The sequence below is a fragment of the Vibrio lentus genome, assembly GCF_030409755.1.
Taxonomy (GTDB): Bacteria; Pseudomonadota; Gammaproteobacteria; order Enterobacterales; family Vibrionaceae; genus Vibrio; species Vibrio lentus.
Genome location: NZ_JAUFQE010000002.1, coordinates 2,068,120 through 2,093,022 on the forward strand (window position 1 = coordinate 2,068,120; position 24,903 = coordinate 2,093,022).

At 43.2% G+C, this 24,903-nt stretch carries 20 protein-coding genes; 4 read left to right on the forward strand and 16 right to left on the reverse strand.

Annotated features, from left to right (window positions below):
- Window positions 1–36 precede the first annotated feature (36 nt).
- The 7 genes from QWZ07_RS17580 to QWZ07_RS17610 form a co-directional block, all read right to left on the reverse strand.
- Entirely contained in the window at window positions 37–603 is a 567-nt protein-coding gene (locus QWZ07_RS17580) for an SPOR domain-containing protein (protein WP_017106164.1), read from the reverse strand.
- On the reverse strand, window positions 604–1,866 hold the full coding sequence (gene folC, locus QWZ07_RS17585) for a bifunctional tetrahydrofolate synthase/dihydrofolate synthase (RefSeq protein ID WP_017106163.1): 1,263 nt from the start codon (window positions 1,864–1,866) through the stop codon (window positions 604–606).
- 42 nt (window positions 1,867–1,908) lie between these two features.
- Window positions 1,909–2,835, reverse strand: coding sequence for an acetyl-CoA carboxylase, carboxyltransferase subunit beta (gene accD / locus QWZ07_RS17590; protein ID WP_017106162.1), 927 nt, complete (start codon window positions 2,833–2,835; stop codon window positions 1,909–1,911).
- Window positions 2,836–3,011: 176 nt separating this feature from the next.
- Complete coding sequence (gene truA / locus QWZ07_RS17595; protein WP_004734161.1) at window positions 3,012–3,806, reverse strand: tRNA pseudouridine(38-40) synthase TruA; 795 nt, start codon at window positions 3,804–3,806, stop codon at window positions 3,012–3,014.
- Window positions 3,807–3,951: 145 nt separating this feature from the next.
- The gene (locus QWZ07_RS17600) at window positions 3,952–8,949 is read right to left on the reverse strand and encodes a FimV/HubP family polar landmark protein (RefSeq protein ID WP_192852173.1); all 4,998 of its coding nucleotides are present in this window, start codon (window positions 8,947–8,949) and stop codon (window positions 3,952–3,954) included.
- Between the two features lie 207 nt (window positions 8,950–9,156).
- A complete protein-coding gene (locus tag QWZ07_RS17605) occupies window positions 9,157–10,170 on the reverse strand; it encodes an aspartate-semialdehyde dehydrogenase (protein ID WP_017111155.1) in 1,014 nt (337 codons plus the stop codon).
- Between the two features lie 12 nt (window positions 10,171–10,182).
- Window positions 10,183–11,316, reverse strand: a complete 1,134-nt coding sequence (locus QWZ07_RS17610) for a 4-phosphoerythronate dehydrogenase (RefSeq protein ID WP_192852174.1) — start codon at window positions 11,314–11,316, stop codon at window positions 10,183–10,185.
- Between the two features lie 48 nt (window positions 11,317–11,364).
- Here QWZ07_RS17610 and QWZ07_RS17615 point away from each other — a divergent pair, with 48 nt between their 5' ends.
- Window positions 11,365–11,706 carry a hypothetical protein gene (locus QWZ07_RS17615; RefSeq protein ID WP_192852175.1) on the forward strand — a complete coding sequence of 114 codons (342 nt, stop codon included), beginning with the start codon at window positions 11,365–11,367 and terminating at the stop codon, window positions 11,704–11,706.
- Between the two features lie 73 nt (window positions 11,707–11,779).
- Here the strand turns inward: QWZ07_RS17615 and fabB are convergent, their stop codons facing one another.
- Window positions 11,780–12,991 carry a beta-ketoacyl-ACP synthase I gene (gene fabB, locus QWZ07_RS17620; RefSeq protein ID WP_010436883.1) on the reverse strand — a complete coding sequence of 404 codons (1,212 nt, stop codon included), beginning with the start codon at window positions 12,989–12,991 and terminating at the stop codon, window positions 11,780–11,782.
- A 56-nt stretch (window positions 12,992–13,047) separates the two neighbouring features.
- Between fabB and mnmC the strand changes: the two genes are divergently transcribed.
- Entirely contained in the window at window positions 13,048–15,195 is a 2,148-nt protein-coding gene (gene mnmC, locus QWZ07_RS17625; protein ID WP_192852176.1) for a bifunctional tRNA (5-methylaminomethyl-2-thiouridine)(34)-methyltransferase MnmC2/FAD-dependent 5-carboxymethylaminomethyl-2-thiouridine(34) oxidoreductase MnmC1, read from the forward strand.
- Between the two features lie 206 nt (window positions 15,196–15,401).
- On the opposite strand, the gene QWZ07_RS17630 is transcribed toward mnmC, so the two are convergent.
- The 3 genes from QWZ07_RS17630 to QWZ07_RS17640 form a co-directional block, all read right to left on the reverse strand.
- Window positions 15,402–15,923, reverse strand: a complete 522-nt coding sequence (locus QWZ07_RS17630; RefSeq protein WP_017111158.1) for an NADPH-dependent FMN reductase — start codon at window positions 15,921–15,923, stop codon at window positions 15,402–15,404.
- Between the two features lie 187 nt (window positions 15,924–16,110).
- Window positions 16,111–16,374: a YfcL family protein gene (locus QWZ07_RS17635; RefSeq protein ID WP_192852177.1), complete on the reverse strand. Its 264-nt coding sequence runs from the start codon at window positions 16,372–16,374 to the stop codon at window positions 16,111–16,113.
- 9 nt (window positions 16,375–16,383) lie between these two features.
- Complete coding sequence (locus tag QWZ07_RS17640) at window positions 16,384–16,914, reverse strand: elongation factor P hydroxylase (RefSeq protein ID WP_065103396.1); 531 nt, start codon at window positions 16,912–16,914, stop codon at window positions 16,384–16,386.
- Between the two features lie 301 nt (window positions 16,915–17,215).
- Between QWZ07_RS17640 and QWZ07_RS17645 the strand changes: the two genes are divergently transcribed.
- Entirely contained in the window at window positions 17,216–17,839 is a 624-nt protein-coding gene (locus QWZ07_RS17645; RefSeq protein ID WP_004734183.1) for a trimeric intracellular cation channel family protein, read from the forward strand.
- A gap of 108 nt (window positions 17,840–17,947) precedes the next feature.
- On the opposite strand, the gene aroC is transcribed toward QWZ07_RS17645, so the two are convergent.
- On the reverse strand, window positions 17,948–19,033 hold the full coding sequence (gene aroC / locus QWZ07_RS17650) for a chorismate synthase (RefSeq protein WP_004734182.1): 1,086 nt from the start codon (window positions 19,031–19,033) through the stop codon (window positions 17,948–17,950).
- A 1,104-nt stretch (window positions 19,034–20,137) separates the two neighbouring features.
- Between aroC and QWZ07_RS17655 the strand changes: the two genes are divergently transcribed.
- Complete coding sequence (locus QWZ07_RS17655) at window positions 20,138–20,341, forward strand: hypothetical protein (protein WP_192852178.1); 204 nt, start codon at window positions 20,138–20,140, stop codon at window positions 20,339–20,341.
- Window positions 20,342–21,124: 783 nt separating this feature from the next.
- Here the strand turns inward: QWZ07_RS17655 and QWZ07_RS17660 are convergent.
- From QWZ07_RS17660 to QWZ07_RS17675, 4 genes are all read right to left on the reverse strand, one after another.
- The gene (locus tag QWZ07_RS17660) at window positions 21,125–22,420 is read right to left on the reverse strand and encodes a hypothetical protein (RefSeq protein WP_192852179.1); all 1,296 of its coding nucleotides are present in this window, start codon (window positions 22,418–22,420) and stop codon (window positions 21,125–21,127) included.
- Window positions 22,421–22,753: 333 nt separating this feature from the next.
- On the reverse strand, window positions 22,754–23,071 hold the full coding sequence (locus QWZ07_RS17665; protein ID WP_192852180.1) for a hypothetical protein: 318 nt from the start codon (window positions 23,069–23,071) through the stop codon (window positions 22,754–22,756).
- A gap of 17 nt (window positions 23,072–23,088) precedes the next feature.
- Window positions 23,089–23,751 carry a hypothetical protein gene (locus QWZ07_RS17670; RefSeq protein WP_192852181.1) on the reverse strand — a complete coding sequence of 221 codons (663 nt, stop codon included), beginning with the start codon at window positions 23,749–23,751 and terminating at the stop codon, window positions 23,089–23,091.
- Window positions 23,752–23,892: 141 nt separating this feature from the next.
- Window positions 23,893–24,660: a hypothetical protein gene (locus QWZ07_RS17675; RefSeq protein WP_192852182.1), complete on the reverse strand. Its 768-nt coding sequence runs from the start codon at window positions 24,658–24,660 to the stop codon at window positions 23,893–23,895.
- Window positions 24,661–24,903 lie beyond the last annotated feature (243 nt).

A 24,903-nucleotide genomic window follows, 5' to 3' on the forward strand; every position in this document is an offset into this window, starting at 1 on the left:
CATTTTAACAGAAAAAATGCTGACGCAAACGTTTTCTTATGGATTTAACGGTTTAAATTTGAGCAATTGGCCTTTTGAACCCGTAATTTTTTCTAATTCCTTAATTTGTCGCTCAAGTTTGGATTTAGAGACATCGGGACCAATAATCACTCGCGTAAAAGTTTTTTCTTGCTTCGTGTGGGCTTGATAACCGCGCTTTTGTAAATCCTTAACCATGCTTTTTGCATTGTCAGCATTCTTCAAAGCCATCAATTGAATGAGCCAAGCACTGTCTTGATATTCATTTTTTTCAGGTACCGGTTTAACCACCACTTTCACTTTATCTGCTTCTTTATTATTTGAAGCCGACGCAGTTTGGGTTTCTGAATCACCACTTTCAATCACTTGCTCAACCGGAGAGTCCGGTAATGCAATCTGATCTTCCACAGGATCAAGAACCTCAAACACCTCTACATTACTATCAAGCTCAGGCTTAATCGGAATGCTTGCAAACTCCTCTTTATAGTGGAGCTTCTTACCATCAAGTACATCTGGCAATACGATAACGCCAATCGCCACTAAAATGATGGTGCCGACTAATCGGCTTTGGAATTTACTTGCCATTTAGTTTCCTTTTTTCTGCCAATGCTCCAAGACTTCACCAACAGTATGGAAAGAACCAACCACCAACACAACATCATCACCCTTAACAGAAGCTAAAGCTGCCTCAAACGCCGTTACAGGGTTTGTATGCTGCTCTACGCCTTCAGGCAAGCTCTCACATAACTCGGCAGCGGTTGCCGCACGAGGGCCTTGCAGTGAAGCTGGGTACCAATGAGTTGCAACTGGTGCTAATACTTCCAATGTCGCGGGAATATCTTTGTCATGAAGCATGGCGACTACAACGTGTAAATTTTTTCCGGCATACTTTTGAGTAACTTGTTGTGCAAAATACTCAGCAGAATGTGGGTTGTGCGCCACATCTAATACTATTACGGGCTGGTCGCTAATTTGTTGCATACGCCCTGGAAGCTGCGCGTTATTCAAACCGTTAACGACGTTCACATCGCTAATGCTAAGATCTGAAGTCCCTAGCGCCATTAATGCGGTTGCCGCGTTCGGTAGCGGTAAGCTAGGAATAGGCAATGCGTCCAGTCGAAATGCACCGCTGTTCCAATTCCAGCTATCGCCATTAACTTCGTAGGTATATTGAATACCCACTTGGTAAAACTCAGCCTTAATGTCATCGGCATGTGCAGCAACCGTTGCTGGCGGCTTAGGTTGACCACAGATAGCTGGCTTACCACTGCGATAGATACCCGCTTTCTCAAAACCAATCACATTAATGTCATCACCTAGCCAATCAACGTGGTCGACAGCCAAACTGGTGATCACAGACACATCATGCTCAACAATGTTCGTCGCGTCTAAACGCCCGCCTAGGCCCACTTCTAACAACACAACATCAACCGCTTCGGTTTGAAACGCACGTAACGCCGCTAAAGTACCGTATTCGAAGAAGCTCAGGCTGATTTCACCACGCTCTTTCTCAATGAAGTCGAAAGATTGAACCATCTTTTCATCAGACAGATCTTGGCCGTTAATACGAACGCGTTCGTTATAGCGAATTAAGTGAGGAGAACTGTAGACACCAACGGAGTAACCAGCGTCCAATAGAATTGCTTCCATTAGGGCACATGTTGAGCCTTTGCCATTAGTTCCGGCAACGGTGATCACGTGTTTAGCAGGTTTGGTGAGGTTTGCCTTAGAGGCGACGGCCTGAACTCGGTCTAACCCAAGGTCAATAGCGCTTGTGTGGATGTTTGATAAATAATCAAGCCACATCTCCAAAGAGGATGTGGCTTGAGGAATAGGTTGTTGACTCATCTAACTCATAACCATGATTAAGTAGGTTTGTTAGATGGTACTTTACCCTTTTTCTGGCGCTTCTGGTACTTCATAAGTAGCTTCATTCGGTGAATCGTTCACAGAAACTACTAATGGCGAAGGCTGATTGGTCATTTTAGCAACAAGGCTTGCAACGCGCTGACGCATCTCACGACGGTCAACAATCATGTCGATAGCACCGTGGTCAAGTAGGAACTCACTACGCTGGAAACCTTCAGGAAGGTCTTCACGTACTGTTTGTTCGATTACACGACGTCCAGCGAAACCGATCAGTGCTTTTGGCTCACCAATGTTGATATCACCAAGCATTGCCAAACTTGCAGAAACACCACCCATTGTTGGATCAGTCATGACTGAAACAAACGGTAGGCCTTTCGCAGATAAACGCTCTAGCGCTGCACTGGTTTTTGCCATTTGCATTAGAGACATAAGCGCCTCTTGCATACGTGCACCACCACTTGCAGAAAAACAAACTAAACCACAGTTGTTCTCGATAGCAGCATCTACCGCTTTCACAAAACGAGCACCAACAACAGAACCCATTGAACCGCCCATGAATGAGAATTCAAAAGCACACGCTACGATAGGTAAACCAAGCAGTTCGCCTTTCATTGCAACTAATGCATCTGTCTCACCACTGTTTTTCTGAGCAGTAGAGATACGTTCTTTGTAACGCTTAGAATCTTTAAACTTCAGTTTGTCTTGTGGCTCAAGATCAGCACCTAGTTCAACACGCTCACCTTTGTCTAGGAATGTATCCAGACGACGACGAGCTTTCATGCGCATGTGATGATCACATTTTGGACATACTTCTAGGTTACGTTCAAGTTCAGCATGGTAGAGAACCTGCTCACAAGAAGTACATTTAGTCCAAACACCCTCAGGGATAGACGCTTTACGAGATGTAACGATGTTGCTTTTTTCTAAAATCTTTTCAAGCCAACTCATGGAAGACCTTTTTGTTTCGATTCCTCCGCTTGATTGCGAAAGAAATAAATTTGGGAATTATGCGTGGGAATTAAAGCACATAAAACAGCGACTGTAGATAAAAAACTGGTTGTACCTATTTTCTCACGCTATTTTACGCACGAAACCGTAATAATTTTTGAACCTAAGTCTCACATTTAGTTCAAATTATCCGGTAAAAATAGAGGACCAATTGGCTCTCGTGGTAGCTCAAAATGTTCAGGATAATCAACATCAACCAAATACAAACCTTCCGCTTTTGCGGTCGCGCCTGCTACTTTTCGATCTTTAGCCTCTAAAAGCCACTGGATCCATTCTGGTTTCTGCTCACCTTTACCTACCGCAATTAAGCTGCCAGTAATATTCCTCACCATGTGGTGAACAAACGCATTCGCTTTAATATCAATCACGATGTAGTGTCCGTGACGAGTCACATTTAAGTGAATCATATTTCGCCATGGGCTACGAGATTGACAATGTGTCGCTCTGAATGAAGTGAAGTCGTTCTCGCCTAACAAGTACTGACCCGCTTCATGCATTTTTTTCTCATCAAGGTGACCATGATAGTGGCTCACTCCTGAATTAAGAATGCCTGGGCGCAGTGCATGGTTAAAGATAATGTAGCGGTAACGACGAGCGGTAGCAGAAAAGCGAGCATGAAAATCTTCATTCACTTCTGTCGCCCAACGAACAGCGATATCTTTCGGCATGTTGGCATTAGCGCCCATAGTCCATGCCACCATTTTACGATCGACATTAGTTTCAAAGTGAACGACTTGTCCCGTACCGTGAACACCGGCATCCGTTCGGCCTGCGCACATAACTTCTACAGGGTGATTCGCGACAACAGAAAGAGCCTTTTCCAATTCTTCTTGGACACTTTTCACGTCTCGTTGGCGCTGCCAACCAAAGTAGTGGGTACCGTTGTATTCAATACCTAAAGCAATTTTCATGTTCTTGTTCTCTTTGAAAATGGGCGAGAAGTATATACGGAAATCAGTTCTACCCCAAATCGGATGGGGTCAAATCTTCAATATTAAAAGAAAGGTCTGCAAAAAATAAAGGGTAGCTAATGCTACCCTTTACGTATCGTTTAATTTATCGGCCGTTGATCGTATCGATAAGGTTCTTAGCTTCGCGGCGAATATCATCACTGCCGTCGACTATCGCTTCCTCTAAGAGCTTTATCGCTCCTTGTGAGTCACTCATCTCGATATAGATTTTAGCTAAATCAAGCTTGCCTGCGGCTTCTGCATTGCTGTCGACATCATAATTACCAATGTCACCGATTACATCTGGGAACTCGTTAAGGCCAACATCCAGTTTTAGCTCTTCGTCATCTGGATTAATCGCGTCTTCGCCTTCTTGTTCCACTTGAGCCATCAGTTCATCAATCGTCATGTATTGCTTATCACGACTGCTACCCGGTTCAGTTAGGTTGTCTTGCTGAGCCCAATTCTCTTCTTTGATTTTAGGTTCAGCTTGTTGCTCAGCTGACGCCCAAATCTCTTGTTGATCATCAGGCACATCATTGTGCATGCTCGATTGCTGCTCTGGTGCTAAGTTAAAACCTTTCCAATCTTCACCACCGACTTCAAGCATCGCATCAATATCAAGCCCTGCGCTATCAATCGACGTTGCATCCAATGGTTTATCGAACATGTTGTCAACAGAGTCTTGAACATCTTCTGAAAGCAACTCAGCCAGCGCTGTTTCATCAAAATCATCAAACCCTTCTAGAGGTTCGTCTTGCACCGCAGTCGGTGCTGAGTTTGATTCTGCAGGCGCTAATTCTGAAGCCGAACCCGGTAACTCATCGGATTGTCCGAAAGCCGCCAGTTCAGGCTCTTTTGCATCTGATAAATCGTCTACGTCCGAGAAAGCGTCTGTATCCGAGAAATCATCAGCATGACTGAAGCTTTGCGGGTTTGAGAACAAGTCATACAGCGCGTCTTGCTCTTCACCTTGCGGGCTGAAAGACGTTAATGGTGTTGGCTTCTCAGCAAACGCATCAGAGATAGCTTCATCTTCACCGTATTCTGGCAGATCAAGCACATCCAGCTCTACGCCTTGGTCTTCCGCTACCGGTTCTGCACTGCTTTGTTCAATATCATCTAAAACAGAGTCCGCTTTGGCACTCTCTTCATCGTATTCTGGCAGGTCAAGATCATCGAACTCAAACTTCTCTGTACCATCAGATAGGTCTTGCTCTAACTGAGCTTCGTCGGGTTCGCTAACCACTTCCGCTAACGCATCGTCTTCACCAAACTCTGGGAGCTCGAAATCGTCGAAAGAGAACTCTTCTGATTCCACTGTCGGCTCTTCAGCTTTAAGCTCAGGAGCAACAGCACTTGCTTCAGGGGCTAACGGGCTGACTTCAGGCTCAAGGCTATCAGGAGCGTCTACAGACGTTGGTGTTGGCTCTAACGCAGCTTGTGTATCAGCCTCAGCTAATGCGTCTTCCTCGTCAAACTCAGGAAGCTCAAAGTCATCAAACGAAAATTCTTCTTCGTCTTCTTGCTCAACCTCTTCAACTTGTTCCGCCACTTCAGCTTGCGAGGCAGCTTCAACTTGCGGCTCAGCGTTTAATTGAGGTTCAGCATCTAAAAGAGGCTCAACAGCAGGTGCTACCGGTTCTGGTGTTACTTCGGCATCAACGTCTGCCAAGGCGTCTTCTTCGTTAAACTCAGGAAGCTCAAAGTCATCAAAAGAGAATTCTTCTTCGCCTTCTTGCCCTACCTCTTCAACTTGTTCTGCCACTTCAGCTTGCGGTTCAGCGTCTAATTGGGTTTCAGCATCTAACAGAGAATCAACAGCAGGAACCACAGGCTCTTCCGCTACTTCATCAGCTTGTGCCAATGTTTCTTGTTTAGCCGTGTCTTCTTCAATCAGCCAATCATCGTCTTCTGGCACACCGAATTCATTTGGAATGATTTCAGGCATATGCGCGGCACGAACTGGCTCTGGCTCTGGCTCTGGCTCTGGCTCTGGCTCTGGCTCTGGCTCTGGCTCTGGCTCTGGCTCTGGCAAGGATTCAACAACATCGTCGAGTTGATCGCTACCTTGAATTTTAGGTTCGAAGTCAAAATCAGAATCAATGTTCGCTGGAGACTCTACATCATCGATAGCTTCCGCTAACCAATCTTCAACCGTCTCTTCATCGCCTTCGGAAATATCACTTAAAGAGGATGGCGAAACTTCACTTTGTACGCTTGAAGCGGGTTCTAGAGCTTCATCTGATGGCATCTCAACGTCAGACATTGAGTTATCAGATAGCAGAGAATCAATATCCAGTTCATCGACGTCATCAGGTGACATTGCTTCAGGTGATGGAATTGCTTCATCTGCAGAAGACTGGGTCGGTTCTGAAGGAGAATCGAATTCATCTTCTAAAACAAGATCTTCAGAACTTGAAGCTGGCTCTTCAACCGATGTTAATGCGTCGCTATCAGAAGACATCAACTCATCAATCAACGCTTCGTCTGTTGTTTCTAGTGAATCGTCTAGCAGCGCATCCGTTGCAGGTGCAACACCAAATAGATCATCGATGAAGTCATCGCGATTAAAGTCTTCATCTTTTTCTGATTTAACATCAGCACTGTCTTGCGTCAGCTCCGAATCTAACAACTCTTCGTTAGCTTGTTCTAGCTCAACTTCAGAAGGCTCAAGCGTTAACTCAGTAAGCTCAGCATCTGAATCATTGTCATCGCTGGTTTTGTCTAAATCTAAGGCAGCGTCTAACTCTTTATCAAACGCTTGTTCTTCAGATTCAACTTCGTCTTCAATACCGCTTGTCAGTAAGTCATCAAACGGGTCTAAAGATTCCGATTTTTGTGTCTCGGTTTCATCCGTTGAAAGCGCATTATCTGACAATTCACTATCAAGGAAGTCATCTAGTAAGTCAGTACTCTCAGCGTCGAGTTCGAAGTCATCATCAGAATCCCCGATTAGTTCATCCAAGGTTTCTGTGCTGTCTTCGCTGATATTCAACTCATCATCAGTCGACAAACCTGAAAGCTCTTCCAGTTCAGATAGAGTATCGAAACCAAGCGGTTCATCTTCAGACTCTTGGTATGATTCACTGTCCAACATTTCGTCAAGCAGATCGGTAGAATTGCTTAAATCAACGTCGTCCCCTTCAAGTTGCTCATCAAGCAGATCAAGATTAGGAATATCAAGTGATGGTTGTTCTGAAGCTGGCGCGCTCTGAGGTTGCTCAGATAGAGCGGATTCATCTTCGTTTTCTAGTGGCTGATCAAACTGAGCCAAAATATTTTCGATGTCATCATCAGACGCTAAGCCGCTATTCAGGCTTGAGCCAATCTCATCATCGTTATCAAGGTTAAACGGGTCATTACCTTGTTCATTTTGAGCCGCAACTTGAGCAAAGATATCGTCAATATCATCTTCTACGCTAGGAGCTGAAGGTTGAGGGGCTTGCTGTTCCGAGATAAGAGCATCGATATCAAATTCGTCGTTGCTCAAATCAGCAGGGACAGCATCGCTCTGCTGTTCTGAGATAAGCGCATCAATGTCGAAGTCATCCGTCGCTGACGTGCCGATGGCTGGAGTCGCATCGTTTTGTTCTTCAGATATCAAGGCATCAATATCAAAGCTGTCATCATCTTCGTCATCAAGCGCGAACAAATCATCCAATAATGATTGGTCTAATTCATTCGAACCTAAGTCTTCTGTTGCTGATTCTTGAGCGAGTAACGCTTCAATATCATCGGCAGACATTGGATTATCATCAGAAAGATCGAAATCGCCTTCATCGGAATCCAGCGCGCTTTCAACCGTTTCGTCTAATGCACGCTCCATCTCTTCAAGGCCAAGTGCTTTATCTTCGCCATTAACGCTGATGCCATTGCTGCTGTCTAAATCAAGATCATCAAAGTTTGTGTCTAAGTCGCCGTTTTCTCCGATGCTCGCAAATGGGTCATCATCTTCACCGTCTAAGTTGAAATCAAGATCCGATTCATCTAAGCCTGCAAAGACATCGTCTTCTTCTGCCAATGCTTGGTCGTCGAACAACTTATTCGCGTCATCTTCGGTACCAAACAGTTCATCATCGAGAGACAGTTCATTATCAAGATCGTCCATTTCATCACCTAAGGTGATTGGCGCGACACTGCTCGGTTGAGGCTGAATAGGCTGTTCTTGAGTCGTTTGTTGCGGATCATCATTTTTAGAACGACGACCTAACAGCATCACAATGATCAAACCAAGTAACAAGCCGGGAATAATCGCAAGTGCGGCAACTAGCCAACCATTAGATAACAGCTGATCCATGGCACTTGGCGCCATTTTTTCGATTTCAGCATTCTTTCTTTTCTCTTCCGCGAGTAACTTTTCAACTTCGCTACGTATGCGATCTTCATCACTGAGTTCGGTTTTTAATCCATCTACTTCCGACTGAACATTCGATAGCATCAAACGAAGTTGGTGGTTTTTCTCTTCTAGAGATAGCAGCTCAGTTTCAGAAAGCTCTAGCTGCTTCTCTAGCTTGTTCATCTCTTGGGTTGGAGCCGACTGAGATAGAGATGATTGAGTTGGAGACAATGGCTTTTTAGCGGTTTCAGTAGTGCTTACTTGCTTAGCAGGAACAACATTTTTTGCATCAGAACTCGACGCTTTTGGTTTTGAAGCGACAGGCTTACTTGCAGGAGCATCAAGCTTAGCAAGATGTGAGTTCATGATGTTGATAGCTTGCTGCGTTGAGCTTGCGCGAGTTTGTTCTAAAGAAGGCACACGTAAGTTGCTGGCAGGTAGCAGGCTATGGATATTCTGGTTTTCAAACGCTTGTGGGTTTAAACGATAAATTGCCAACAAGGTTTGTTGGACTGAAACGGAGCTATCAGGGCGTAACTTTGACGCGATAGACCATAGCGTTTCTGAGCCACGAGTTGGGCCATAGAAACGAGAAGGCTCAGCGCTATTCGATTGCGCTCTTTGAAGAGGTTCTGAAAACGTAGGCGCTGATTGTATCTGACCATCAGGCCCTACAACTCGAATGGAATCTGCACGAACAACGGAAATCTGAGTCGCAATGATAAAGGCAAAAGGTATTAACCACGGCTTGAAAATTTGAAACATAAAAGGCTCAGCTAGGTGCTTAAATTCGGAAAAGTGATGATCTATTAAATATATCGGATAAATGACGTAAAACTATAGAGATGAAAACAAAAAATGTGTTGCAGCAACAATATTCGCAGCAATTTCACACAATTTGACTAACAATATTTTCAATCGATTAAAAAAGCCCCACTAAAGAGTGAGGCTTGATAATCAAAGCAATGAAGCTTAGAAGTAATCGCGAATAAGCAATTCTGCGATTTGAACTGCGTTCGTTGCTGCGCCTTTACGAACGTTATCAGCGACTACCCACATGTTCACACCGCTGTGATGGCTGATGTCGTTACGAATACGACCAACCATTACGTGGTCTTTACCACCAGCATCACGAACCTGAGTTGGGAAGTCTAAAGCTTGGAAAACTTCAACGCCTTCTGTGTTCTCTAGAAGCTGAATAACTTGCTCAGCACCGATTGGCGCGCGAGTTTCAATGTGTAGAGATTCAGCGTGACCATAGAACACAGGAACACGAACACAAGTTGGGTTCACCGTGATTGAAGAGTCAGCAAAGATCTTTTGAGTTTCCCAAACCATCTTCATTTCTTCACGTGTGTAGCCGTTCTCTGTAAATTCATCGATTTGAGGAATACAGTTGAACGCGATCTGCTGTGAGAATGCTGACTTGTCAGCTGGCATGCCGTTAAGAAGCTTAGCCGTTTGACCTGCTAGCTCATCGATACCCGGCTTACCTGCACCAGACACAGATTGGTAAGTTGAAACGTTAATACGCTCAAGGCCCACTTCATCGTGAATTGGTTTAAGTGCTACTACCATCTGAATAGTAGAACAGTTAGGGTTCGCGATGATGTTGCGGTTACGGAACTCAGCAATCGCTTCAGGGTTCACTTCTGGCACAACCAGAGGAACATCGTATTCGTAACGGAAACGTGATGTGTTATCGATAACAACCACACCTTCGTCAGCGGCGATTGGAGCCCAACGTTCTGAAAGCTCGCTACCTGCAGAGAAAAACGCAATATGTACTTGAGACCAATCGAAGTCTTCTACGTTTTGTACTTGTATTGTTTTGCCGTTAAAACGGGAAGTTTTGCCTTCACTACGTTCACTTGCTAGTAAGTGCATTTCACCGACAGGGAATTTACGCTCTTTAAGTACTTCAAGAATGGTTTCACCAACCGCACCAGTCGCACCTAAAATAGCAATATTAAATTCTTGGCTCATTGTTTCTCTCTTTTATAAAGTTGGCTTTACCATAAAACCGAGTTTAGATAACGGCGTTAAATTACAAGATTCGTCGCCCGTTAACTCGACTGCACTGTACTCTCTACGGTCCCAATATTCTTTACGCATCTTGTCAAAAGAACCCGGCGTAGAGATATTGCGACGGAATAAGGCGTCGTCTTTGCGCACATCATAGATCAACTGAGTCAAATTGTGCAGTGTTGCTTCATCCCAAGCTCTATCTAATTTCATTTGAGGCACTGGCGCTGTCGGCAGAAGATCGCTTGCATAAGCACGCTGTTCAGTACCTAAAAACTCACAATAACTGTTGAAGATCATCGTAGTACCGCGCGCTTTGCCCTCTAAACCGTAGCCCGCTACGTGAGGTGTTGCAAAAGCAAGCAGTGGAAGCAGCTCGAAATCGACTTCAGGTTCAAACTCAAATACATCCAGAACCGCAGTAAACCCGTCGGCTTTTTGCAAGCGAGCTTTTAATGCTTGGTTATCAACGACTGGCCCGCGAGCCGCATTAATCAGAATTTGATCAAGACGTAAATTTTCCAGTACTTGCTCATTAATCAAGTGATGCGTTGGGAACTCACCCGTCTTAGTGATTGGCGTATGTAAAGTGATCACGTCGGATTGCTCAAGCAGCGTCTCTAATTCCGTAAACTCGCGAGTATCACCCTCTTGTTGTTTTAGAGGATCGTTCAGCAATACTTTAATGCCAATACCTTCAAGGCACTTCGCTAAATAGCTACCCACTTGGCCACAGCCGATAATACCGACCGTTTTTTCGAATACAGAAAAACCTTGTTGCTGAGCCAACACCATCATCGCGCTGAACGCATACTCAGCCACACCCACCTTGTTACAGCCAGGAGCCGCAGTAAAGAAAATGCCACGCTCTTTCATCAATTCTTGGTCAACGTGATCCATACCTGCTGTCGCGGTTCCAACAAACTTAAGCTTGTTCGCTTTGCTGATCAGCGCTTCATTGACCTTAGTCACCGAACGAATCATCAGGGCATCTACGTCAACAAGATCGTCAGCGGTTAGCGTTCGACCGGACTTCATTGTCACTTCACCTAGCTGGCTAAAAAGCGCTTCAGCATAAGGCATATTTTCATCGATTAAGATTTTCATTGGGAAGGTACTTTTGTTGGGGTCTGTCGACCTTAAATGTGAATTGAAATGATTGTGCAAAATTCCACACACCGTGTCGAGTCGCAATTGGAATACATTATAAATAAAGGGCTGAATCGCCTAGTCTGCACAAACAAGAACAGAAATAAGAGCCAATACCTAAAATCAAAAAGAAAAATTCAGAAGACTAAAACGAAAAATGCCCGATTGAATAAACAATCGGGCAAACATCCAGAACAAAAGGATCCTATCTCGCTCTCCAGGAGACAGAGTCTTGCGTCTGTTCAACCAGTACTAACCAAAGTCAGCACTGATCAAGCTCTGGAAACCTTTCAACTTTTAAATCTTGATTTAAAAAGCTATGTTCTGATGGTCATGATTACTGGGTGACCTGTGCGTGTTGAATCGGCACTCACGTCACCCATTAACGATTAACCTTTTATTAATTTAACCTTGGCTTCAATTAGCCTTGGTATTTTTTGATTACTAGCGTTGCGTTCGTACCGCCGAAACCAAAGCTGTTAGACATAACCGTTGTTAACTCTTGTTCACGAGCTTCCGTTACGATGTCTAGGCCTGCGCCTGCTTCGTCTAGGTTTGCAACGTTAATGCTTGGTGCGATAAAACCGTTATCAAGCATTAGTGTTGAGTAAATTGCTTCGTGTACACCAGCTGCACCTAGAGCGTGACCTGTCATCGCTTTAGTTGCTGAGATTGCTGGGCTGTTGCCGCCAAAGACTTCTTGGATTGCACCAAGTTCTTTAACGTCACCAACAGGAGTTGAAGTACCGTGAGTGTTCACGTAGTCAACGCCATCAACGTTTTGCATTGCCATCTTCATACAACGAACCGCGCCTTCACCAGAAGGAGCAACCATGTCGTAGCCATCTGAAGTTGCGCCGTAACCCACGATCTCACCGTAAATTTTTGCGCCACGAGCAACCGCGTGCTCAAGTTCTTCGATAACTAGCATGCCGCCGCCACCAGAGATAACGAAACCGTCACGGTCTGCATCGTAGGTACGAGAAGCCAATTCTGGCGTGTCGTTGTACTTAGTAGAAAGTGCGCCCATTGCGTCGAACATCATAGTCAGAGACCAATCCAGTTCTTCACCGCCACCAGCGAATACAACGTCTTGTTTACCCAGTTGGATAAGCTCCATTGCGTGACCAATACAGTGTGCAGATGTCGCACATGCAGAACTCATAGAGTAGTTCACGCCACGGATTTTGAATGGTGTAGCAAGACAAGCAGAAACCGTAGAAGCCATTGTACGTGGAACCATGTATGGACCAACGCGCTTAACGCCTTTTTCACGGATGATGTCTACAGCGTTAACTTGGTTTAGAGATGAAGCACCACCTGAACCCGCAACGATACCTGTGCGGTCATTAGATACTTGATCTTCAGTTAAACCAGAGTCAGCAATTGCTTGCTCCATTGAAAGATAAGCGAATGCCGCTGCATCACCCATAAAGCGCATTTTTTTGCGATCGATATGGTCAGCAGGGTTCATTTTCAGGTTACCCCAAACTTGAGAGCGCAAGCCATTTTCCTTGAACTGCTCTGAAGCGGTAATACCTGATTTACCCTCTTTCAGTGATGCTAAAACTTCTTCGACGTTGTTACCGATACTTGAAACAATACCCATACCGGTGATTACGACTCGTTTCATGTGACATTCCTATAATTCTAAATTCAGCTAGATGATAACTAAGAAGCCTAACAAAAGTGGTCAGCTTTCCTAGAAATTCGTACAATCCCTACCAACATATCGCTTCAAATCACAAAATGATAGATTTTATGACTTCAATTACTAATGCAGAACTGGAATGGAATGAGTCTGGCACGCCAGTTTCAGACCAATTTGACGACGTTTACTTCTCTAATGTTAACGGTTTAGAAGAAACTCGCTACGTCTTTTTAAAACAAAACCACCTTCCAGAGCGTTGGGTTGAACATCAACAACGCCGTTTTGTGATTGCTGAAACCGGTTTTGGTACAGGTTTAAACTTTCTCGCAGTCTGGCAATGGTTCGATGCTTTTCTTAAAGATAACCCACAAGCTATGACCAAAGAGTTACATTTCATCAGTTTTGAAAAATATCCTTTAAATAAAGATGATCTGATCAAAGCGCACCAATCTTGGCCTGAATTAGCCCAGTATGCGACACAACTCCAAGAACACTATCCGATTGCTCTGCCGGAATGTCACCGCATTGTGTTGGGCGATGGCGCGATCACACTCGATTTATGGTTTGGTGATATTAAAGATTGTATGCCAAACGTGCCGACCCCGCAGGAAGGTTTGGTTGACGCTTGGTTCTTAGATGGCTTTGCGCCAAGTAAGAACCCTGAAATGTGGAATCAAAACCTATTCAACGGCATGGCCAAACTGGCAAAACAAGATTGCAGCTGTGCAACGTTTACCGCTGCCGGTTTTGTACGACGCGGTTTAATCGAAGCCGGCTTTGCAATGAAAAAAGTTAAAGGCTTTGGTACTAAACGGGAAATGATTGCCGGCCGCCTTGATGAGAAGCACGCTCACACCAACATCAAACCTTGGTATGGCCTAGCTCAACACAGTGATTCACAAGATATCGCCATTATCGGTGGTGGTGTTGCCAGCGCTGCGCTTGCAAAAACGTTAAGCCGACGTGGTAAAAACATCACCCTTTATTGTGAACACCAACAAGCCGCTGGAAATGCCTCTGGCAACAATCAAGGTGCCATTTATCCGCTGCTCAGCGAAGCGACATCGAATGTATCAAGAATATTTGGTCCGGGCTTATTGTTTGCCCGCCAATTTATTAATCAAGCAGCACAATCAGTAAACTTCGATCACAACTGGTGTGGCGTGAATATCTTGATGTGGGATGAAGGTTCAACCAAAAAGCTCAACCGTATGTTGGAAGGCAATTTCCACACAGACTTAATTCAGCGCTTAACACCCGAACAAGCGAACGAAAAGATTGGCTTACCGGTTGATAAAGAAAGTGTTTACTTCCCACTGGGTGGTTGGTTAAGCCCTCTTCAGCTTACTCAAGGTTTGATTGGTAAGTTAGAAGAGACCAACCAAGTGAGCACACACTATCAGCACCAAGTAACACAACTTGTGTGGTTAGAAGCAGAGCAACAATGGTTGCTGACGATTGAGACACCTCAAGGTGAAATTCAAACCAAGCACGATCAAGTGGTTGTGGCGAATGGACACAAGTTCACCCAATTTGAACAAACTCGCCCCGTACCTCTCACACCCGTTAAAGGGCAAGTGAGTCATATCCCGACTACAGAAAACCTCAGCCAGCTAAACACGGTATTGTGTTTTGATGGTTACTTAACGCCACAGAATCCAAATAATGGTCACCACTGTATTGGTGCGAACTACGACAAAACCAATATTGATCAAGAGTTTGATATTGAGGTTCAACAACATAATGGCGAGCGCTTACACGGCTCGTTGCCTGATCAAGCGTGGACCAAAGATGTCGATACCAGTGGCAACTTAGCGCGCCAAGGCATCCGTAGCGTAAGCCGTGATCACCTACCATTCGTCGGTAATGTTGGTGATTTTGAATCCATCAAAGAGCAATATCAGAATCTGCACAACTTTAATCCGCAGCGTGATGCTATCGACAGTATCGAACCTGTTACCAGCTATCCGAACTTGTTCTGCTTTATCGGTTTAGGTTCGCGTGGTTTGAGCTCGACCCCTCTTTTAGCTGAAGTTTTAGCCTCACAAATTTGTGGCGATCCTCTACCTCTTCCGGTTGATGTGCTCGAAGCCATTCATCCAAGTCGAATGTGGATTAGAAGATTACGTAAAGGCAAAGCGTTAACAGAAGGTTGGGTTTCAACGAAACAAGCCAGTGCGGAATAGTCGATTCTAAACTAGGTCTAAATATTCAAATAAGTATTCGGCCGTGTTGATCTTACGAGCTAATTTTTGCAGCGAAAGGCCAACATGACCTAGTACGACCCACAAAAAAGCCCGAGCATCTCTCAATGCTCGGGCTTTGTTTTTCTAATCTTGTTTACGTCGCTGTTTATTGCTTTTCAGCGACTCGTAACTTTACTTTCCGCTTTCTACAGCTTAGCAATCGCGTCTTTAATTTGAGCGGCAATCTCTTCGTTGCTGATTGAACCCGACTCAAAATCAAAGTTATCGTAGAAGCTAGGTACTGAAAGTGATGCCTTAACGTTACCACCAAAGTAAGGAGCCGAACCTGTCGCTGCGCCAAGTACTGTTTGTGCGCCACCTGGGCCTGGTGATGTCGCTAGGTAAACCGCAGGCTTCTCACCAAACACTGAGCGTTCAATACGTGTCGCCCAATCAAATAGGTTTTTGTACGCCGCAGGATAGTGGCCGTTGTGCTCAGCGAAAGAGATAACAAATGCGTCCGCTTCTGCTAGGTCACGCAAAAAAGCTTGAGCGCCTTCCGCTTGGCCAATCTCTTTTTCAGTGTCTTCACTGAACATAGGAACATTGTAATCGTTGATGTTTAGAACTTTGACTTCAGCACCTTCAATCAAGTTAGCTGCGTAAGTTGCTAGAGTTTTGTTGATAGAGGTAGAGCTGGTGCTTGCGCCGAATGCGATAACTTTCATGATGTGACCTTTTCTGTGATTCTGTTAAGTGGGATTAGAATAACGTAGTCAGAAAATGGAACCATCACAAGAAATGAACGGACTCATTCAAAAATTTCGAATGAGTCTCAAATTATAGGTTCGCTCAAAAATGAGGGGGAGAGTTGTGAGCGACTAGCGCTAGACGAATAATGCTAAACGACTAAAGTTAAGCTTGGTTTTGCAGCTCAACCCAAAGGTCATTAACGATCGTACGATCGGCTGGCGTCAATTCAGAACGTGCGTCTTCTAGGCTCTTCTCAATACGCAATTTCACTTCTGCTAAGTCTTCAATGCCGTCTTCTTCACATGAAGCCACTGAAAGAGAAATATGACCACGTAAGTAACCACCAGCAAACAGTTCATCATCTGATGCGTTTTCAATGCGAGCATCAATTACTTCAAGTAGTTTTTCTTCAAATTCGATAATCATAATATTCTCTTATTTCACAATAAATTGGCTAGCACATAAAGGTTCTACATCGTAGAAGCTGCGCAATGCTTCAGAGAGCATTTTTACGCGAGGCGGAAGGCCAACTTCAAAGATACCCATGACTTCGCTGTGTACTTTATTCATAAAGGCCAAACGATCTGGCTCAAAATCGCCGTGTAGATTGTCACAGCTGACATTAAAAGGAAAGCCTGCGCTCGTCGCAATGATCCATTCATACGCTTGTGGGCGAATTTCTACTTTTTCAAACTCAGCTTGAACCGACTCAGTGCGACCATCTGGCTCATACCAATAGCCAAAATCTTCCAATAAACGACGCTCAGGGCCAGCAACACACCAGTGCGCTATTTCGTGTAGCGCAGAAGCGTAAAAGCCACGTGCGAAGACAATTCTGTGGTGTGGGATATCATCATCGGCAGGCAAGTAAATAGGCTCATCTGCGCCTAACTCTAATTTAGTATTAAAGCTGCCATAAAAAGTCTGATTAAAAATATCGATAATGTCGGAATATTGGTGCGTCATAAAGCTTGCTTGAAATGAAATAAACACGCGTATTTTGCTTTGTTTTATCGGCTTGGTAAAGCCCCTATCAGGCGTAATGTTAACGACGCCAGTGCTCTCCACCAGCACAAAGCCACCTATCTCTACGATAGATAACCTCAAGTTACTCCAATTGATTAGTTCAGCTAATCTGAAACCTCGATTCACGGTACAAATATTCATTCGTCAAAGGCCATTTTTACTACTACACTCGCGCTTCATTTTTATATCCCCAAGGCCTATAACTCTCCAATTTATAGACCTAAATAATAGAGCTACAGCAATGCTACTAAGTGTTTTGTATATCATTGGCATCACGGCAGAAGCCATGACCGGCGCTCTCAGCGCTGGCAAACAAAAAATGGATTGGTTTGGTGTAATGTTGGTTGCGAGTGCAACGGCAATTGGCGGCGGTACAGTACGAGATATCTTACTTGGCCATTACCCTTTAGGTTGGGTTGAAAATCCACAATATCTGGCGATCACCTGTATCGCAGGTGTCATCACGACCGGACTCGCTAAATGGGTAATCAAGCTAAAAGGGTTATTCATTCGTTTGGATGCGCTGGGGCTTATCGTATTCAGTATCATTGGTACTAAAGTGGCGATGACCATGGGTCTGCACCCAATGATTTGTATGGTGTCTGCATTGGTTACTGGCGTATTTGGTGGCCTGTTGCGCGATCTTATCTGCCGTCAAACGCCACTGGTTTTACATGAAGAGTTGTATGCATCTGTCGCCCTTGTCGCTTCAGGTTTATACCTAGGTTTGCTTGAGCTTGGCATAAACGACGTAACAGCAACGATTGTTACGCTTGTGGTTGGCTACTTGCTGCGTATGGCTGCCGTAAGATTCAAATGGCGCTTGCCTTCGTTCCAGCTTGATCCGGAAAGCTCTGTGCATTAGATATTCTCAATAACGCAGAATATAAAAAGGGTTGCTTCATTACGAAGCAACCCTTTTTTGTTTCTATCAAATCAGTTTCAATTCTGTTTTGAATAAAACGAAGCAGAACTAGATTTTTGGCGTTTCTGTTGTCACACCAAAGTTTTGACCACGATGACGTAGCAAGTGATCAAGCAATACAATCGCTAACATCGCTTCTGCGATAGGCACTGCACGAATACCAACACATGGATCGTGACGACCTTTAGTGATTAACTGCGTTGCTTCACCGTCTTTAGTGATCGTGTCACCAGGAACAGTAATGCTTGATGTTGGTTTAAGCGCAATACTTGCCACAATATCTTGGCCAGTAGAAATACCGCCTAAGATACCGCCAGCGTGGTTGCTACTGAAGCCTTCTGGAGTTAATGGATCACGATGTTCACTACCGCGTTGATTAACGACATCGAAGCCATCACCAATCTCAACACCTTTCACCGCATTGATGCTCATTAGAGCGTGCGCGATGTCTGCATCTAGACGATCAAAGATTGGCTCACCAAGGCCTACAGGCACTTTAGTCGCAACCACTTGAATCTTCGCACCGATAGAGTTGCCTTCTTTTAGCAAGTCACGAATCAGTTGGTCAAATTCAGGCACTTTGTCGGCATCAGGGCAGAAGAAAGCGTTGTTTTCGATCTCGTTCCAATCCACTTTATCAATTGAGATATCACCCATTTGAGAAAGATAAGCTTGGATTTCAACACCAAATTCTTGCTTAAGGTATTTCTTCGCAATCGCACCTGCCGCGACACGCATTGCAGTTTCACGAGCAGAAGAGCGACCGCCACCTCGGTAATCACGCACACCGTACTTTTGATGGTAGGTATAATCAGCGTGGCCAGGGCGGAACTTGTCTTTAATTTCGGAATAGTCTTTAGAGCGTTGGTCTGTATTTTCAATCAATAGACCAATAGAAGTACCCGTAGTTTGGCCTTCAAATACACCTGATAAGATTTTCACTTCATCCGCTTCACGGCGAGCCGTTGTATAACGAGAAGTACCTGGGCGACGACGATCCAAATCTCTTTGAAGGTCTGCTTCGGTAATTTCTAATCCTGGTGGGCACCCATCTACGATACATCCTAGTGCGATACCGTGACTTTCTCCGAACGTAGTCACGCGGAAATGTTGTCCGATACTGTTTCCTGCCATTACTTCCTCTAAATCAGCCATCAATCAGAAGGTTTGATTCCTAAACCAACCAGCTAATAGCTTTACTTGTCTATTCTTCGTGAATTCATAGTGGCTTTATTACCAAATGATGTAAACCCCAAAAAACGAACAATTTTAACTTTCTATTACATGAGCCGAATGAAATGAATAACGAGAGAAAATGAGTAGCGCTTTAAGAGAAGTACTTTTAGTATGGTAGAAAAGCAAAAAACCCGACAACTCAGAGAGTTATCGGGTTTCTTTAAATAGTGGTACGCCCTGAAGGATTCGAACCTTTATATTAGGTTAATTTTTTAGTCAGTGAGTGAATGAGTGAGTGAGAAAACCTTTAACAACTGCTTTAAAAAGAGCTCCCTGAAGTTCCATAACCTAAAAATCATCAACATACCATCACACCACTGGTGCAATGGTGTGTGTTTTTTAACTATATCATGATCATTAGTTCGTATGTTGATTATGAAGCATAACCCTAAACCATCATTGAAATATTATTCAAAATATGTGAATAGTCTGATGTTTTATAGCTATTCGCATAACCCATTTCGAAAAAGTTGAGTTGAGCAGCTTTTGTGTTCGATAACCCTAAACAACTCAATAACATCAGCCAAAGTTACTCAGCACCATTGTACAAATCGACCATAGCTCTAGATCTTATAAAGAGCTGTTAGCTTTGCCCCAAGCCATTGCGCTTTTCTGTGGTTTTGAACTAGCACACAAACACCTTGGTAAATGCTCTGTTCTGTAGCACCTTCACTCGTGAGTGAGTCAGTGATTGTCTACGCGTGGACAATGATGGACAACAGATTCAAAAAGAGTGATGCGTAATACACAACATATAGTATTAGAAATGATGAAATTCCCCTTAACATACGATAAGCGACATCACCAAGCTTCGACCTCATTGCAGCTGTAACACGCATTTGGACACAAACGCGCCAGCGATAATTGTGCTGGTACGCCTCTGGACGAAAGAGAGATTGGTCTATCAGTTAGCTCGAAACTGAACAACGATATACACTTAAAGAAATTTCTACGATTCGGTTCGCCATGAAACTCATTGAAAAACAATCTGAGGCTTAAAAAATGAAAAATATACCAAAACTAAAGGCATTCAGACTCGAGGGAATACCATATCCAGTTGTTGACCCCAGTTCATTACCTGTTGAGTTATTGCAAGCATTAAATAAATACATGGTTGGTAAAACTGTTTGCCATGCCATCTACATTTACATTGAGGATTGGGAAGATTTTTGCTGTGCTATAGAACGTGAGGGGATTGATGCCTAACTCGATAGCCACTGTTGAACTAGTAATCAATGAACTACTTCAAGTATAGGAAACTTAATTAAAAATAGGATCTTCAAACGCTTAAATATAGTTGAAATAGATAATCCAGAAAACGCGGAATTAATCTTATTTGGCAAGTAATTCCGCAATGCTCAAAAACGACGAAAGGCATTGAATTATGGAAAGCTAACAAGGTTTTTATTTTGATAGATGAAGACTAAAGCGCTTGGTCTGAACCTGTAGTTCAGAACCCCCTATAACGCTAAAGATAAGCCAGCAACTGCACCAAGTTTTTCAGAGATTTAGATAATTTCTTCATGCTCGGTTCCTTCTTGGTTGTAGTTGATGTTAAAATTACCTCATCTTTGGGGCTTGCTAGTCAATGGATAGCTTGTTGTCAGACAAGCCTCTGCTTTTACGTAGTCAGTGATTTCGTAAGTGGCACAGATGCGACTATCGATTGTGCTTTCAGCGCCAATATGCTTTAGCCTACTGTGTTAACCATATCGAACTTTTATAAATTACCAATCAATTTAGTTAGTAGTACGGGCTAAGAATGTTTGGGGAGGCAATTAGCTAAACAACGAGCTGTATCCGTTGTGCCTAGGGGTAATCATACAGCTCATCAACGTTATAGACATGCCTTTCTATGACTCCGCTCGCCTGAAGAAAAACACTCAGATACGCCCCCTTCTAAAGTCGATTACACAATTTACTAATATAGAGGCTCGGGCTTGTTCAACACTCGGGATTTAACGCTGGCTACACAGCGCTTAATCCTTGTTATATTTCAAGCAATGGAGAGTGTAGATCATCTGTTAAGTCAGCATAATCATAAAGCTCTTCTTTATCCTGATACTCTCGCCATAGTAAGAATGAACGATCTACGATTTTTATTCGCATTGTATTTGCATCATATTCAATTACTATTGGTTTAATTGAATGACGTAGTTGGAGGTCTACAGCTCTACGCAAAAACTGAGTTAGCTTTCTTTGAGTAACAGCTGAGCTTTTGGGATGTTTGCGAGCAATACAACGCCGCGCAGCAGCTACTGTAAGCCCTTTTTCCAAATGAGTTAATTCCGTATCAATGATGGCGTATAAAATCCACTTATATAGGTCCAACTCAGTTTGATCGAAACCAGCACTAAACTCCGTTAAAAACTTGTAGTAACGTGCATTATGGCTACCTAAGATATCTTTTATGTTTTCTGCTACCTTAAAATGCTCTCCGACAATTACCGTTTCAGGTTGCGTCTGATTGACATCTTGACTCTCACAAGCCAGCAAACATAATTGCTGAACCAAAAAGATACTCCCATTACTATTTTGCTTAACTTCTTCTTTAAAATCATCCGAAAATGAGATATTTAACAGTGATTCACTGTTAAAAAACAGCATGTCAAAATCTTCTCCAGACCAGAGGTCAGCATTAATAGATATAACACGACCAGTTAGGTCGCCATTGTGTACAGTAAGTCGGTCAACCTCTAACCACACTCCAACTATAATAAAACAAATGTCTGAACTTTCATGGAAAGCTTTCAACGCAACTGAAAAGTCAATTTGGGTTGATTCAGGTAAGTAGTGAAAATCTTCAATTACAATGAACTTTGTAAAATTAATTTCATGTAGAGCTCGAATGATATCATTTACATCCGATGGATCTAATTCTAGGTTTTTCTTATTTACCTGCCTTGCTTTTTCCTTGCTTACATCACAATTTGCTTTGGGTCCAGCGAGAAATGGTATATCGAACCCTACAGAAATTTTACTTGTCCCTTTATGGGTTTTGCTCTCTGAAACTGATACAAGATAACCTGCTTCTTTTAAGATTGATATATGAAGGTCTTCAAGCTTCCAATTGTTAGAGCAGGTTAGAACGATAAAATCATCATCTTGAAGGTTCCATTTTCGTAAAGATGTTTTTCCTTGCTTCGAGCTACCATGCACAACAATATGAGAATCTAGTGACAATGCGTTAATAAATTTCTCATCTACACTCTTGCGTGTTACGTAGTTTTTCGGTAGGCCCCTTGATGTTCTGAAGACATCATTGATAGTTACTACTTTTTCCATTCTGACCTCTGAAATATAACGCTTAATAGACGGATTTTTCCGTACTTATATGCAACCAATCATAACGCCAATTATACTCACGCTCAATCGAAAGCCCGTACCGCCTAGAGCCAAGAATGATGATGATCTTTTCCCTTGATTCGGATTAGGTTTGATAGAGAAAACGCACGCCCCTAAAATTTGTAGCGTATTTATTCCAACTGATTTTGGGGTATTTCTGAGATAGAACGTACCACGAGTAAAATTCAGCCTGTGAAGGTTTTGGACAAAACCTTCTTAGAGCAATAGCTTAAATTAGAAAAATGCGGATAACTTTGAGTATCGTAAAGTCGCTTAGTGAAATGTCTGCTGGTACAGAGCAGTTTCATAAGGAACCACAAGAAAAACAGTCGATAGCATTGCAATAAAACCTAAAATCACGAACAGCCATCCAATTTTCGTGTGTTTCCACTTGGTATGACGTTTCCAAGTTTCAGGATCCCTCACTCGTTCAGTTGATGTATTCCCTGCAATACTAAAAAGAAGACAAGCTACTGATGCTGATACCCAAGATGGATGCTTTAATATAGGAAAAATAACAAGCAACCCAATTAATCCCATCGCAGTTAAATTGTGCCACCATTTCCAGTTCTCAATTGATGGGAAACTCACTGTTTTTACTCCTTTAGTTATGTACGTGCTTGAAGGTGTATGACGTCCTCAATCATGTCTCTCGTTTTCAACGCTATTGGAAATACTGATTTTGACTGATGACATTTAAGGTATGGGGTTCTGCATACAAGCCTATACTCTTTCTCCCAAGCTAACTCTTTGCTTTTGAAAAAATATTTGTGGCAAGGATGATACGAATCCCTTCTTAGGTCTACATTCCCATTATTGTAGATTGGATTTCCAATGAAGAACTCTCGCTGCCATGGTATTCGAAACCGCAATCTATCTGCTATTTCTAAAAACAGCTCCTCAGCTCGATATTTAATACAAAGATCATATCCACAACCCTTGCGCTGAAACCACTTAAAATGGGCATCTTCGTTATACTCGGAAGAAAAACTCAGGGTAAGCGCATTATCAAAACTATCGATGATAACGCCTCCTTGCTCGTTAGCTGAGGTATTTAGATTTGGGATCTGAACAGGACCTTTTACAAACAGCGCATGATTACCCTCTCTTGGGTCGCCGAAGCCAGCACCATCCAACTCATAAGCTCTCCGGTATTCAGCTAGAGAACCGAGTTTGAACACGCCATGTGATATGTGTTTTTTGTAGACTTCTTGAGTACAGTATTTATACACATATTGAGGACACTGGTCTTTTGCTTGCAGATTTATCATAGCTTACCTAAATGTACATAACGCCCAATGAAGGGGGGAGTAACGTAGCACCAGCGCCACTGGAAATCACCTTAATCACTAAAATTAACGCATAGCAAAAATGTCACGCGTTACAAGCCTCTCTTAAATTGTTTAGCATGCCTATAAACCAAGGATTTCGTTAACAAACTGTTGCTGTAAATCATGCTCAATTCGATGTACTAACTCTCTGGAGTTGGTGGCTAGCTTTTTAACTGACTCTGTTGTGATAGAGACCTTGTTGCCGTTGTTGTCCCAACCAGCTCGGTGGACACAGTCATGGCGAATTTTAACCGCAGAAAAGAGCCACGATATGTTCCCAAAATCACAATCCAATACGGATTTATACATTGGTTTTATTTTGTCTAAGCGATGAAATATTAAATTTTTCAGATAGTCTGCAACTGTAAGCTTAAGACCTTCATGTTTTTTATAGATATCCTTCATTGTGAAAGTCATTTCTGCAAATACGGGATCTGTTTCAACTAACTTACGAATCAGTCTGTCTGAGTTGGTTACTTTATGTATGAACGTTGAAGCTAAATACGCCTCCACTGAAGCTACCGTGTGACCATGCAGCATTACTAGTAGTGAAAATTGAGTTTCACGATCTGTAGATACACTCAAGAGATTTAGAATACTGCGTATTTGGTTATCAAAAACACCAAGTTGGGATTGGTCTTTGATAAACCATTCGAGCTCTTCTTGTTGATACCTGTCTAATTCTTGTTGTCGTTGCTCATGTTCAACATAGTCCTCATATGCAGCTACAGCTTCCTCCCACTCATCTGAACCTTCCTCGCCTGCATCGTTACCATAGTTGTCCTCTATCCAGTCGTACATTGGCTGCAATTCATCGCGAAGCATCATTTCTTCTTTTGCTCGACCCATAATAAACCCCTTAAAATAAGTGGATAGACATAACAGTTATTGGCCAGACAACTTCTACCTAACACACCATAGTAAACTAGGTACATATTTAACCATTAGCTAAAGTAGGTCAATTAATTACAGCAGTATCGAGTCAAGATTTTTGAACTAAACAATTTTGGTGCAGTTCTGAGCTAGGTGGCACTATTTGAGAAAAGTGCCACGAGTAAAACTCCAGACCTATGAAGCCTCTGGACAATTCAG